This is a genomic window from Chryseobacterium sp., from assembly GCF_029240215.1.
GTDB lineage: Bacteria > Bacteroidota > Bacteroidia > Flavobacteriales > Weeksellaceae > Chryseobacterium.
Genome location: NZ_JARBTK010000003.1, coordinates 239,873 through 253,774, shown reverse-complemented (window position 1 = coordinate 253,774; position 13,902 = coordinate 239,873). Strand labels below are relative to the sequence as shown.

Annotated in this window: 9 protein-coding genes and 1 CRISPR repeat array; of the genes, 3 read left to right on the top strand and 6 right to left on the bottom strand. The window is 31.7% G+C overall.

The genetic code is table 11. The annotated features are described in order from the left end of the window. Nucleotides 1-198: 198 nt before the first annotated feature. Nucleotides 199-1,424: direct repeats of the CRISPR family, unit length 47 nt; unit sequence GTTGTGAATTGCTTTCAAAAATTATTATCTTCGTGATTGATCACAAC. Between the two features lie 57 nt (nt 1,425-1,481). Genes cas2 through cas9 form a run of 3 tightly spaced genes read right to left on the bottom strand, consistent with a single transcriptional unit; the run spans nt 1,482 to nt 6,928 of the window. Beyond that, complete coding sequence (gene cas2, locus K0R77_RS08340) at nt 1,482-1,820, bottom strand: CRISPR-associated endonuclease Cas2 (RefSeq protein WP_034678328.1); 339 nt, start codon at nt 1,818-1,820, stop codon at nt 1,482-1,484. Continuing rightward, nucleotides 1,817-2,710 (bottom strand): type II CRISPR-associated endonuclease Cas1, encoded by an 894-nt coding sequence (gene cas1 / locus K0R77_RS08335; protein ID WP_300351032.1) that lies wholly within the window; start codon nt 2,708-2,710, stop codon nt 1,817-1,819. Before cas1 ends, cas2 begins: the two co-directional genes overlap by 4 nt. Before the next feature lie 3 nt (nt 2,711-2,713). Further along, nucleotides 2,714-6,928 carry a type II CRISPR RNA-guided endonuclease Cas9 gene (gene cas9, locus K0R77_RS08330; RefSeq protein ID WP_300351030.1) on the bottom strand — a complete coding sequence of 1,405 codons (4,215 nt, stop codon included), beginning with the start codon at nt 6,926-6,928 and terminating at the stop codon, nt 2,714-2,716. A 535-nt stretch (nt 6,929-7,463) separates the two neighbouring features. On the opposite strand from cas9, the gene K0R77_RS08325 reads away from it, so the two are divergent. From K0R77_RS08325 to K0R77_RS08315, 3 genes are all read left to right on the top strand, one after another. Further along, nucleotides 7,464-9,587 (top strand): Tex family protein, encoded by a 2,124-nt coding sequence (locus tag K0R77_RS08325; protein ID WP_300351028.1) that lies wholly within the window; start codon nt 7,464-7,466, stop codon nt 9,585-9,587. Nucleotides 9,588-9,597: 10 nt separating this feature from the next. Continuing rightward, nucleotides 9,598-10,167, top strand: a complete 570-nt coding sequence (locus K0R77_RS08320; protein ID WP_300351024.1) for an RDD family protein — start codon at nt 9,598-9,600, stop codon at nt 10,165-10,167. Between the two features lie 136 nt (nt 10,168-10,303). Next, entirely contained in the window at nt 10,304-10,870 is a 567-nt protein-coding gene (locus K0R77_RS08315; protein WP_300351021.1) for an RDD family protein, read from the top strand. Nucleotides 10,871-10,941: 71 nt separating this feature from the next. On the opposite strand, the gene K0R77_RS08310 is transcribed toward K0R77_RS08315, so the two are convergent. The 3 genes from K0R77_RS08310 to K0R77_RS08300 form a co-directional block, all read right to left on the bottom strand. Then, nucleotides 10,942-11,649 (bottom strand): hypothetical protein, encoded by a 708-nt coding sequence (locus tag K0R77_RS08310; protein ID WP_300351018.1) that lies wholly within the window; start codon nt 11,647-11,649, stop codon nt 10,942-10,944. Between the two features lie 126 nt (nt 11,650-11,775). Continuing rightward, the gene (locus tag K0R77_RS08305; protein WP_300351016.1) at nt 11,776-12,609 is read right to left on the bottom strand and encodes a GLPGLI family protein; all 834 of its coding nucleotides are present in this window, start codon (nt 12,607-12,609) and stop codon (nt 11,776-11,778) included. Nucleotides 12,610-12,615: 6 nt separating this feature from the next. After that, on the bottom strand, nt 12,616-13,764 hold the full coding sequence (locus K0R77_RS08300; protein ID WP_300351013.1) for a carboxypeptidase-like regulatory domain-containing protein: 1,149 nt from the start codon (nt 13,762-13,764) through the stop codon (nt 12,616-12,618). Between the last annotated feature and the right edge of the window lie 138 nt (nt 13,765-13,902).

Sequence of the window (13,902 nt, the reverse complement as noted above, 5' to 3'; positions counted from 1 at the left end):
CAAAAATTATTATCTTCGTGATTGATCACAACTAATAATTTTCAGACGTATTTCTTAATATTGTTGTGAATTGCTTTCAAAAATTATTATCTTCGTGATTGATCACAACGTTTTAATCTTCGTTGTGAATTGCTTTCAAAAATTATTATCTTCGTGATTGATCACAACTGATTTTGGAAATGAAATTGCAAGTACATAGTTGTGAATTGCTTTCAAAAATTATTATCTTCGTGATTGATCACAACGCATGAAAAAATAATTATGCTTTTCAAAATGTTGTGAATTGCTTTCAAAAATTATTATCTTCGTGATTGATCACAACTTAATGCCTTAGCTTTTGCGGGTGACCGGGGTTGTGAATTGCTTTCAAAAATTATTATCTTCGTGATTGATCACAACCCGCCCAAAGCTTTTTCATAGTTACCTACGGTTGTGAATTGCTTTCAAAAATTATTATCTTCGTGATTGATCACAACAACAAAAAGAATTTTAATAATGCTTAACAAGTTGTGAATTGCTTTCAAAAATTATTATCTTCGTGATTGATCACAACGAGATAAAACAAGATTTCCATGCTTATCAAGTTGTGAATTGCTTTCAAAAATTATTATCTTCGTGATTGATCACAACGAATATCTTCGTGATTGATCACAACTACCTTACACCCGGAGATTTGCAGAGAAAGGTTGTGAATTGCTTTCAAAAATTATTATCTTCGTGATTGATCACAACGGATGCGGACAATTTTATTATAACGAGATAGTTGTGAATTGCTTTCAAAAATTATTATCTTCGTGATTGATCACAACGAGAGTGGATTGAGAGAAAATACGCAACATGTTGTGAATTGCTTTCAAAAATTATTATCTTCGTGATTGATCACAACTTTTCCTACTAAAACCATTGGTCTTATAAGGTTGTGAATTGCTTTCAAAAATTATTATCTTCGTGATTGATCACAACTGTCACCTTTTTTCAAATAGGTCAATTGAGTTGTGAATTGCTTTCAAAAATTATTATCTTCGTGATTGATCACAACATTGAATTGCCAATCGATTTGGATAGTGTTGTTGTGAATTGCTTTCAAAAATTATTATCTTCGTGATTGATCACAACTGATGCGGCAAATTTTGTATAAGCATCTGTGTTGTGAATTGCTTTCAAAAATTATTATCTTCGTGATTGATCACAACTTTCGGCAGAAATAATATTGCCTACCATGTGTTGTGAATTGCTTTCAAAAATTATTATCTTCGTGATTGATCACAACGAAACTAAAATATACCGCAATAGGGGTTTTGTTGTGAATTGCTTTCAAAAATTATTATCTTCGTGATTGATCACAACAAGAAATAATTTCAGATATTCGTGATTGGTGTTGTGAATTGCTTTCAAAAATTATTATCTTCGTGATTGATCACAACCTCAAAAAACAATCTACTGATTTTCAGTAGATTGTTTTCGTTTTTAGGATTTAAAATTTAGAATAATTCAAGCTGTTGGAAGGTGGGCGGTGGTTCTTCTTTATTCCTGGCAAAGAATATTTCGATGTCACCAAATTGCTTATCGGTGATGCACATTATGGCTACTTTCCCTGCTTTCGGGAGCATAAATTTTACTCTTTTAATATGAACCTCAGCATTTTCACGACTCGGACAATGTCGTACATACATCGAAAACTGAAATAAAGTAAAACCATCATCCAACAAAGATTTACGAAAGCGATTAGCATCTTTCATATTGGCTTTAGTTTCCGTCGGTAAATCATATAATACTAAAACCCACATAATTCGGTATGCATTAAACCTTTCAGCATTCATATCAGTTCAGGATAAGAGATCAGACGCTTTTCTCCTGTATAACATTTATACAATGAGGTAGCGGTTGTTTTTACAGCAACCAACAATGGTCTGGTTTTATCGTCTATTTTTACATCTCTGGTTGCAATTTGTAAGATGTAAGCTTTAAATTCTTTAGTCAATTCTTCTGTTTCCAGGTTGAGTTCAAGCCATTGCATCACCAATAAATCAACAAATGGACGATAAGGTTCCATCAAATCATCTGCGAGACAGTACGGATTATATTTATTTTTATGGAAAATTCCGAGCACCGGAAGCAATCCGGTCTCAACAATTGCTCTTGCAACAATACTTCTGAGAACCGAATATCCAAAATTGAAGAACTGATTGGGCGAATCTCCAAAACGCTGTCTCAGGAAATCGAGACTGATGAGGTATTTCCAGTAATGCTGCGCTGCAATACCTTCCATATTGGTAATATCTCCACTTTTGACGTTGTTTTGATAATCAATCATCGGTTCGTAATAGTTTCCTAATCTTCTTAATACTTCTTTTTGGTTTTCGATTTTACATTCGATGGTTTGTTTCCAGAGTTGTTTTTTGAGGGGTTCGCTGGCTTCTAATTGATCTTTGATTCGGTCGGAATGTTCGGTGTGACCGTAAAGCGGAAGCATTATTCCGTGTGGTAAATGATGACTGTCGCAACTTACCACGACTACATTATTTCCCATCATTTTTTGAATTAGCTGATGGGAAATCGTAATCTGAAAATGGTCCAACATCAGCAAACCCAAATCTTCCACCGGAACCTTACCTTTCATTTCATTAGAAGAAGGTTCCATAATGTACATTTGCTCGTCTTTGAGCTTGAGGTAAGCGGGATTGCCGATGTAAATGGAGCGGGTGATCATAGGTTAAATTTTCCAATTAATTTTACCGTCGAGAGATGTTTCGAAATCCTTTCCTTCAATTGCAAAATTCCATTGTCCTTGACGTAATCTTAAGAAAACTGGCTTATCATCGAAATTAACAGATGAATATTCTTGATTGTCTTTCTTTAATTCAGTGTCAATTCCCGCTGCTAAATGGTGTCTGAATTTTATTCTACCATCTTTTTCAAATTGATACATTTTAAACATTCTATCGGAAAGTTCTTTTTGTTCTAAATCTTTTAATTCGTGAATATTTTCCTTATAGAATAGAACTTTGTCTCCACTTTTTAAAACTGAATACAAAGGAATTTCATATTTATTCTTTCCTTTTCCAGATTCAAAACTTGAAAACTCTGGTTCATTGTATAAATTCTGAATGTTTTTAAGCTTAATTTCAGCTAAATCAACAATGGAAAGAATTCTCATCGCTTTACCCATATCATTTTTATAAAAAAGACAATAGGTATTTTCTCCATTGGTTGCCAATGTAGATTTTTTATAATCTTTATCTGAGGCAAAACTATGCTGATGAACTTTAATCGCAGTTGTATATTTTAATCCGTTTTCAAAACATCGTATTCTTCTAATTCTATTTACTTTTTTGCCATTCTCATCAAGCATATAAACGCCATCAGTTAGCGCAGTTTTAAAATCAGATTCTTCGACTTGTTTTTTTATCATTTTAAACAAATCTTTATCTACAATCACTTTTTCAACTTCATCTAAAGTTTTGAAACCAGGCGAATTTGCATCTTTTTTATAAACCAAAGGTTTTCTTACAGCCAAATAAATTTCATCTTTGAGCATCATTTTTTTATTGTCATCAAAAAGAATTTTATTGTCTTCATCCCTTACGGGTTGCTTTATAGCTCCGTAAAAAGTTTCTCCGTGCAACTGTCCTCTAATTGTATCGCCCTTGCTTACTCGCTTTAAAGAATTTCCTTCTTTGTCTATATCATATTGAACTTTTCCTCTTTTTCTAACTGTTTTATAGGTTTGGGTAATCGTTCTATTATCAGTAAGATTATTGATTAATACTTTATCTTTTAATTCTAAAATAAAGTTTTCAGAAAAATTATTCCAATCAAGAGGAAGTTCGTGATAGGTTTTTCCTGTTCTATTGTCAATTTCATTCTCGTAAGCTTTGATAATTCTTTCTCTATGAAAAGCATTTGGAATTAAAGTAAGAATTGCTGCATCTTGAGCGTGATGACTATGAACGCTTCTATCTTTTTTTGTGTTTCTGGATTGTACTTTATAGACTTTCTTGAAAATATCTGTAACACCTCCCTTTTCTACAGAGACTCTTTTAAATAAAGTTTTAAAATAAGGCAAAGCATATTTCGTAATAATTTGTGTATCCCGAATTTGATTATTTCTCCAACCTGCTTTATATTCTGTAATTGTAAAAGTGGCTAATTTGGCTTTCAAATAATCCAAATCCATTTTTATGGTATGATACTTTACAATACAATTGTCTTTTATTTCTTTCGTACTTGCATATGATGCTTTTTTCTTCCATTCATCAAATTGCTTTTCAAGTTCATCAATTTTCTTCCATTTAACTATTTTTTCGGTTTTTCCTTTTATTTCTTTGTATTCTACAGTTCTTTCTCCGAAAATGAATTCTATATTTCTTATAATAGAATTACAATTTTCTCCATTTATGGTTTGCTCAGAATCGTAATTAGATAATTGAGTAGGAAACTTCTTACCTTTATGCAAGCGGTTATAACCAGAATCTGAAATTGTAAGATTCTTCAATTCATTGTCAAAACTAATACTTGCAGGAATTGTGTGTTCAAAATCGTATTTGTTTCCAATAATAAGCTCAGAAAATGGAATTGTCTTGCCTGTATAAAGGCAAATCTTATTCTGCTCGTGCCACAATCTTATTTTACGAATAAGTGTGTTTTCGTCAATCAAATTAATATGAGGAAACTGTTCTTTGTAAATTTCTATTTCTTTTCTAAAAGCTTCATTTTCTTTCTCTCTATCTTTTTGCCAATTCTCAATCGCTTTTCTCTTGTTTTTATCATTCAATTCTCTGGCAATTTCTACTACTACTCTAGTTTCTTCATCTATTTTTCTGGTTTGCAAAAGATAGTTTACTAAATTTTTGAGTTTATGTAAAGATTTTAGAGCCATAGGATTTTTGAAACCCTTGCTCAATGGTTCAGGATTTCCCAAAAGTTTAAGCTGTCTTCCATCGAATTCTGCATCGGGATTTCTTGAAAGGAAATTTTGTTTGCTTTCTTCTTTTACATAATATTTTTTATTACCAATAGAATATTCAAAGTAATCATCAGCTTTTGCATAATTTTCTTGCTCTGAAGGATGCCAAAGATGTTTTCTTTTATCTTCCGAAACGTGATAAGTTTCTTTTAAAAAATTAAAAATCTTATCGTGAATTCTTTCGGGCTGAATGAACAAATTTGTTTTATCAAAATAGGTCTTCTTTAGAAATTCCAAATATTTACCCGAAACAAAATCAATAATTTCTATTCTCTTTTCTTCATTAAAATTCTCCCAAGATTCTAAGCCATAATTATCTATAATACTTTTTAAAACTTTTTTTTCTTCAGTTTTATCCAAACTTCTGTCATCTTCAACATAATAACGATGTTCATCATTCAACATTTCAGAAATAAGATTATTGATGATTGCCGAATTTTTTCTATTGAAAGAATCATTATCTAAAATTCCCAAAATCTCCTCAGAAAAATGATTGGTCAGAGTTTCTGAGATTGCTGTTTCTCCCAACATTTTATACAAGTTTGCCATATAAACAGCGTGACTGTATAAAAATCCTCTTTGCAGATAAGGCAAAATCTTTTTGATTGCGGAAATACTTAGCGTTGCATAGCCTTGCTGTAATTTTATTTTGGAAAATTTAGTTGCTTTATCTTCATCAAGATTTAATTTTTCGAGAGCAAACTTTTTAAGATTTTCTTGTCCGTCAAAAGTTAGCAGAATATGCCAAAGATCTTCAAATGTATATAGCGATTCTTCTCTTTTTTCGGGTTGTGGATTTCTATCTCCATTGATATTCCATTGCAGTTTTTCTTTCCAATCTTCTCCGAAAACATCTTGGAACTGTTTCAGAAGTTTTACAGAAAGTACTTTGGTTTTCTCATTGTGTTTTGAAGCTCTTTTTGCACCATCTTTTTTGAGTTGTTTATCAATATCAGACAACTCAAAATCTGGTTTGGATTTATAAAATAAAGGATAAATTTTTTCTTTAATATAATTTTGTTTTGCTTCTCCGAAAGGTGGAATTATATTCAAGTTATTGATAAAAACCCAAGTTCTATATTCTTCGTATAATGGATGACTTACGGCAACTCGTTTTTTATTTTTCTCATAAATGCAATTTCCTATTAAGCCTTTTTGAGTTCTAAGAGGTCTTTGCCAAATAATTGCTTTCCAAAGTTTTTCGTAATCTTCTTGAGAAAATTTATGCAATTTGCATACTTCTTTTAGTTCATTCTCATTGTCTTTACGAAGATTATATCTTTGTCTTATTCTGCCGCCAAAATCTTTTTGATGATAATATAAGGCAGCTCCTAAAGTTTTATATTTTTCAATATATCCTTCAATATCATTTCTTCCTTTTGTTCCATTTTTATCACTTCCGACAAGCATTGTTTTTGCCTCTTCTTCATCTCTTCCTTTGAATCCTCTTCTCTGCACCATTTGGTACAAAACTCTTCCTAAAATATGAGGATTATTCTCAAAAACATTTGTATGATTCTCATCTGCAGCAAAAGCCCTGAAAACATAGTAGCTTTCATCTTTCCCTTTTTCAAATAAATGAAAATCTGGCAAACCATCTCCATCAAAATCAAACCTTACCCAATTAAGGAATGCCTCGGATTGCGGATATTCTCTTTTCTTACCCTTTCTGTAATCTTTCCAAATACAAAATTCATCCATCGTCAACGGACACATATTTTTTTGAATAAGAAAATTTAATAGAGCAAACTTTCTGTATTTTTCAGATTGGTAATTTCTTCTCTTTCCTCTGCTTTCAGTTCTTTTCTGAACTTTAGGAAATTCATTTCCTTTTTCAGAGGCAACTCCTTTTTCAAAAGTTATAACTCCAAAATCTTCAATTTGGTTATCTAATAAATCTGTATTTCTGATGGCCCAGCCAATACTATTTGTGCCAAGGTCGATTCCTAAAGTTTTTTTCATAAAAATAAATATATTGATTATCAGTTACATAATACAAATATATAAATTATTTAGGTTTATCATACACTAATATATATAATATTCTCTATATTTGTATCAGAAAGTAAAAGCTTACATCCGGATGTAAATTGGATTAGTATTCCAACCACTATTCCTGATTATTATAATTTAACTTTCTTTTTCACTCAATTTATTTCATATTAATTTAGTGTATGAGTTGTGAATTGCTTTATCCCCGCGCTTGTGGGGATATTTTTTTAAAATTAAATATAATATAATTCTAAAAAATACGGTTTTCCGTAAACTTAAATTAAAAAAACTTATCTATATTTGTATTAATAATTTTGAAAAGCAATTCACAATAAGGCTTAAAAGCCGAAGAAAATCTTTAATCCTGCGTACTCCGTGGGATTTTTTATTATATGTTAGAAATCATATTTAAGTAATGAACAACATTGTAATTTACAACATATAAAAATGGCAACTCGCCTTTTTTCTTTTTAAAATCTTATTTTAGCACTTCCAAAAATGCCGCATGAATACGACTGATTTTATAAAAAGCACACTCAATATATCCGATAAAAGCATTAATGCTACTTTAAAATTACTTTCAGAAGATTGTACCATTCCGTTTATCTCTCGTTACCGAAAAGATACAACTGGAAATCTGGATGAAATACAGATCGAGCAGATCTCAAAACTCAATAAACAATTTGAGGAAATCGTAAAACGTAAGGAAAGCATTTTAAAATCAATTGAAGAGCAGAATGCATTAACATCCGAATTAAAGCAAAGGATAGAAGAAAGTTTTGATATTCAGGAATTGGAAGATTTGTATCTGCCTTTCAAAAAACGCAGAAAAACCAAAGCTGATGCTGCTAAAGAAAAAGGTTTAGAACCTTTAGCTAAAATCATCATGAGCCAAAAAGCTGGTGACTTACAACATTTGGCTTCAAAATACCTCAACGATCAGGTTTCATCGGAAGAGGAAGCTTTGCAAGGCGCGAGAGACATCATGGCAGAATGGATCAATGAAAATATGTACGTCCGCAAAAATCTCCGCCGATTATTTCAGCGTAAAGCAATGATCACTTCAAAAGTGGTAAAAGCCAAGAAAGACGAAGACGGAGCTCAGAAATTCTCACAATATTTTGAGTGGGAAGAAAGCCTCAACCGAACTCCTTCTCATCGACTTTTAGCAATGTTGAGAGCTGAAGCTGAAGGTTTTGTGAAAACCAATATTGAAATCGATAAAGATGAAGCGATTGATTTTATTGAAAATGCGATAATCAAATCAAGAAATGAAAGTTCGGAGCAAATTGCTTTAGCCATCAAAGATTCTTACAAAAGACTTCTGGAACCCGCAATTTCCAACGAAACTTTACAGGAAGCAAAAGAAAAAGCAGATAAAAAAGCGATTGAAATCTTTTCAGAAAACCTAAGCCAGCTTCTACTTGCTCCACCTTTGGGAGAGAAAAGAATCTTAGCGATTGATCCCGGTTATAAAAGCGGATGTAAAGTAGTTTGCATCGACGAAAAGGGAGACTTACTTCATAACGAGACTCTTTATCCGCACGCTCCGCAAAACGAGAGCGGAATGGCGATGAAGAAAATCCGTTCGATGGTAAATGCATACAACATTCAGGCAATATCAATAGGAAACGGAACGGCAAGTCGTGAAACTGAATTCTTCATTAAAAAAATCGCTTTTGATAAGCCTTTGCAGGTTTTTGTAGTTTCGGAAGCCGGAGCTTCAGTGTATTCTGCCAGTAAAATTGCGAGAGATGAATTTCCAAGTTATGATGTGACCGTTCGTGGTGCGGTTTCTATTGGAAGAAGATTGGCAGATCCTTTGGCTGAATTGGTAAAAATTGATGCCAAATCTATCGGTGTCGGGCAATATCAGCACGATGTCGACCAGACTCAATTGAAAAACGAACTGGATTCTACAGTAATGAAATGCGTTAATTCTGTCGGAATCAATTTAAATACAGCAAGCAAATCTCTTCTAAGTTATGTTTCCGGAATCGGCGAGAAAATGGCTGAAAACATTGTGAATTACCGTGCTGAAAACGGTGCTTTTGAAGACAGAAAACAATTGAAAAAAGTTCCAAGATTAGGAGAAAAAGCGTATCAACAAGCTGCAGCTTTTATCCGAATTACCAATGCTAAAAATCCTTTAGACAATTCGGCAGTTCATCCCGAAGCGTATGGAATTGTGGAAAAGATGGCAAAAGATTTAGGAATAAAAACCGATGAACTGATTGCCAATAAAGAAAAAATTACACAGATAAATCCTGAAAAATACGTCAACGAAACCATTGGTATTTTAGGCATAAAAGACATTTTAAAAGAACTTGAAAAACCCGGATTAGACCCAAGAAAAGCTGCCAAAGTTTTTGAATTTGACCCGAATGTAAAAAGCATTAAAAACCTTAAAACAGGAATGATTCTTCCCGGAATCGTCAATAATATCACGGCTTTCGGATGTTTTGTAGATTTAGGTATTAAAGAAAGCGGATTGGTTCACATTTCTCAATTGAAAGAAGGCTTTGTTTCTGATGTCAATGAAGTGGTAAAACTGCACCAACATGTTCAGGTAAAAGTGACTGAGGTTGATGAGGCGAGAAAGAGGATTCAGCTGAGTATGATTTTGTAATTAAAAACTCATGAAAATTTCAGAACTGAAAGAAAGAAAAATAGTTCGCAGAGCAACACGAAATTTTGACTTTGAAGGTAAGCGTATTTATAATGAGCTTGAATACGATTTACCTTACAAAGTAGATTTTTATGGAAGCAATCAAAAAAGACAAGTTGCAAAGTTTATTGATATGATTCCGCTCTTTTTGGTTTTATATTTTATTTTTCACCTTCCTATAATTTATTCCTTCATTGTTACAATTCCTTTAGTTATGATCTTTGGGAGTATCACCGAAACTCGTTGGGGAACAACTTTAGGTAAGAAACTTTTTAAAATGAAGGTAATAGATGATGATGGAAATTATCCGGAAATCTCAAAATCTTTAAAGAGAAATTTTCTTTGTCTGGCAAATTTTTATCCTTCGTTCTCGGAACGAACCATCAAAGATGTTGCTTTTGGAACGCGGACTTTTTTTGAAACACGTCTAAGTATGTTTATGAATAATAAATTATGCAAAACTTATATCGTAAAAGAAAGTCAGGTTTGGGAACTCAGAAAAATGCTTGATCAGAATGTTTTAAAACAAAAGAATCTGTGAAGATCTGTGAAATCTGCGGGATAAATTTTCGCCAACAAATCACACAGATCTTCACAGATTCTTTGATTTTATTTAACTTTTAAATCAGAATTATATTTTATTATTCTTTGTATATTTAAGCTTAATAAAATTATACTTGAAAATATCAGAATTAAAAATCAAGAAGATCATTCATCGCCCAACTCGTCAATTTGATGTTGAGGGAAAAAGAATCTATAATGAATTTGAGTATGATCTGCCGTACAACGCAAGTTTTAAAAACAATGAAAAACAAAGAATTTTTGCCAAACTGATTGATTTACTTCCATTCTTTTTAATTTTCTATTTCATTTTTCATCAACACGGATTTCTATCCATACTATATTCTATCTCATCCGTCATTTTATTGGGAACTCTGTCAGAATCGACATTCGGAACAACTTTAGGAAAGAAAATATTTAAAATAAAAGTTATTGATGATTTCGGAAATTATCCTAAAATAACAAAATCATTTTGCAGAAATCTTTTATGTTTAGCTACTTTTAAACTTATCTTTGACGATTACATACCTCCATTAAACGAAGTTTTAAAAATCGAACACACAGAAACAAATTTCACAATACACATGAATAACAAAGTTTGTAAAACTTACATTGTGAAAGAAAGTCAATTATGGGAAATTAGAAAACTCCTTGATGCTCAGATTCATAATACTATTTCTTGAAAACTTCTAATATTTAAAATAAAAAAGGCAGCTTAAAATAATAGCTGCCTTTTTAGAATTAATCAAACAGATTAAAATTTAAAATCTGATTTTTTGATGTCTTTATTGTAATACAAATCAACTATAGTTGCCACCTGATCGCCATTCTCTGACCGGAATGTATTTTTTGAACAGTAAGTAAGATCACCGAATTTTTTATATTCTGTGCAAAGTGTTGTTGAAAAAGAACCTTTCGTAGGATTTTCATGAATCTCTTTGTTCAGTAAATAGCTTTCAGCATTATAATATAAATTAGTAATATTTCCATCTTTAGCGGTTGCTTTTATTTTATGCAGCTTATTTTCCTTATCCGTTTCTACAAACTCAACTTTATATAAAGAAGGATCCAAATATGCCAATTCATTCATGATGTATTTTCTATCCAACTTATCTTTGAACTCTTCCTGATCAGCAATTTTCTTTTCGCCGTTTACCGTCTCATAGCCGGTTTTTCCATCGAACCATGATCTGTACACTATTCTGCCTTGATATTCAATTTCAAAACTACCCATATTCGGAGTCATTTCTTTTGTTATATAATTAACATTTCTACCATCCATAACCGTAGATGATTTCGAATAAAGAGTTTTTATACTGCTTAAAAGATCTTTTCCTCCCATCGCATCAACTGCTTTTACAATGATTTCTTTAGCTTTGGCTTCGTTTGTGCTTTGCGAAAAAACAAAGTGATTAGTTGTGAATACTGAACAAGCCGTAATAATAGTGGTTAAAAGTTTCATTTTTAGTTTTTTATTAAATTTAAATTGTATCTGTCATCTTTAGAATCTCTTCTCAGTTCTATTAATTAAGATATTAATAATCTTGATGGAAATTTACGAGAAACTTTTTTATTTAAACCTAAAAAACTACAAAAGATATTTTATCGCTTTATCCAACTCAATCGGATTATTATATTTTCTGACTGATTCTCTCAAACGCTCATTTACTTCACGGGAATTATTTTCTCCGACCTTTGTACCGTCGTTGAGGTAGAATTCTTCATTGGTTTTTGTTGAGCCACTATTGTTTCTCAATGTGTTGATCGGAGAATCGTAGTATTTCAGTTTTGTGGCTGTATATTTTTCTTCATTTACCGGAACACTTTGCTCAATCATGTAACTGATGTATTGGTTGACATAAGGTTTTGTCAGTTTCTGAGTTTTCACCAGCTCAAATTTGTAATTATTTTGATCATCATAAAGCTCGAAAATCAGTCCCGGAAGACCATGAAACTTGTAAGGACCTTCCTGAAAGGGAATATCAGAAGTAAACCATGCAACCCAGTTTCTTCCGCCCCAAGTTGTGGTGGCTTTCTGAAGATTAAGGTCTTTCACTTTCTTTTTCTCATCCGTCAGTTTCCAATTCTGTTTATTTTTTGATGGAAGTTTTAAAATAATATTTTCTAAAACATCATAATATTCATAATCGTCAGTTCCTGATTTGTGAGTGAGAATGTTTGAGGTATTAAAATTTGCTCCATTTGGAATCGCAAGATTATGGGCAACCAAAGAATCTCCAACAAAAAAATCTCGCGGATAATATTTTATTTGTTTCGGTTCGATATCAAGATGATAATTTTCTTTGGTGGTGATATTCTGTGTAGAATCTTTCTTGTATTCTACATCATAAATAAAACGGTGAGTCTGTGCATTTGATGCAAATGAAGCTAGAATAAATGCTGATAAAACGATTTTTTTCATAGTCTGTTATTTCTGATTGATAAATTCCTGTTCTTCTTTTGAAAGTAAAATTGTAGTTTCTTTATCTTCTTTTACAGGAATATTTTCCCATATGCTTTTATTGAAATCAATTTTAGATTCTAAACCTTTTTTATCAGACTTTGAAAAACTATTATAGACAATTTCCCGGCTGGCTTTTTTCGTATGAACTTGGTCTTCATAGAAAATAACAAAATTATCCGTATTCAAACTATTTAGCGAAGGTAGATATACACCATCTTTTTTGTAAAATTCAAATTTTATCGTTGCATTACCGAGTTTTCTGCTAAACTCTTTTCCATCGGTAGTTACTTTCTTTTGTGTCGGAAAATCACCCTGTAAGTAAGTGAATTCATAACTTGTAATTACTTTATCTTTTTTATTGTACTTAATTTCTCCGCTGATATTAATGCCATAGTTTGATTTTATTTTACAGCTAATGATTTGCTCTTCACCATCATCAGAAATCAAGTTACCGGAAAACTTGGTCGTTTTATTTCTCAAATTCAATAAAGTGCGGTAGATTTCAAAATTAAAAAAGAAATTCCCAACGATCTCATGGGAGAACTCATCCGTTTTTTGGCTGAAAATACTGTCTGATTTTATATTTTTTAAATATTTGACATTATTCAGCTGAATCTGCAGAATATCATCATAGTTTTTCCTGAAGCCATCTTTGAAGTTGTAAGTATTGCTTTTGCTCCACAGTTTAGCTTCAGCAATCACCATAAAGTGCAATTTATCATTATCAAAAGCCCGCTGCTTTAAGGTAATATCGTAAAGTGATGGATCGTCAAAGTATCTTTTATAGTAATTTTTAAAGATATCTTCAAAGATCGTCTTAATATCAACATTCACCATCTTTACCTCTTCAATATCTTTAAAACTCGGTTTTAATTTTACTAAGGCGGTAAATGTATTAAGGTTTTGTTTAGTGAAGCCAGTCGCAGAAACCTCAAGATTTTTCTCTGTAGATTCTACAGGTGCAAAACCGTCATCATTAGTATAAACTACTCTATTGTCAAGAATAATTCGGGCATTTCCAATGGGCTTGTTATTTTCAGCATCAATAACCTGTATTTTCTGTGCTGAGAGAAGTGTCGAAACAACAGAAAATAAAATAAAAATTCGTTTCATATAAATTTGTTATCATGTTTATTAATAAGACAAATATATATTTCAAATCAGATACAATTCAATACGAAATGAGTTATTTAATAATAAATTATCAATATTTAACTAAAAGCTTTAAAATTTGGGAATAACAATGGGAAT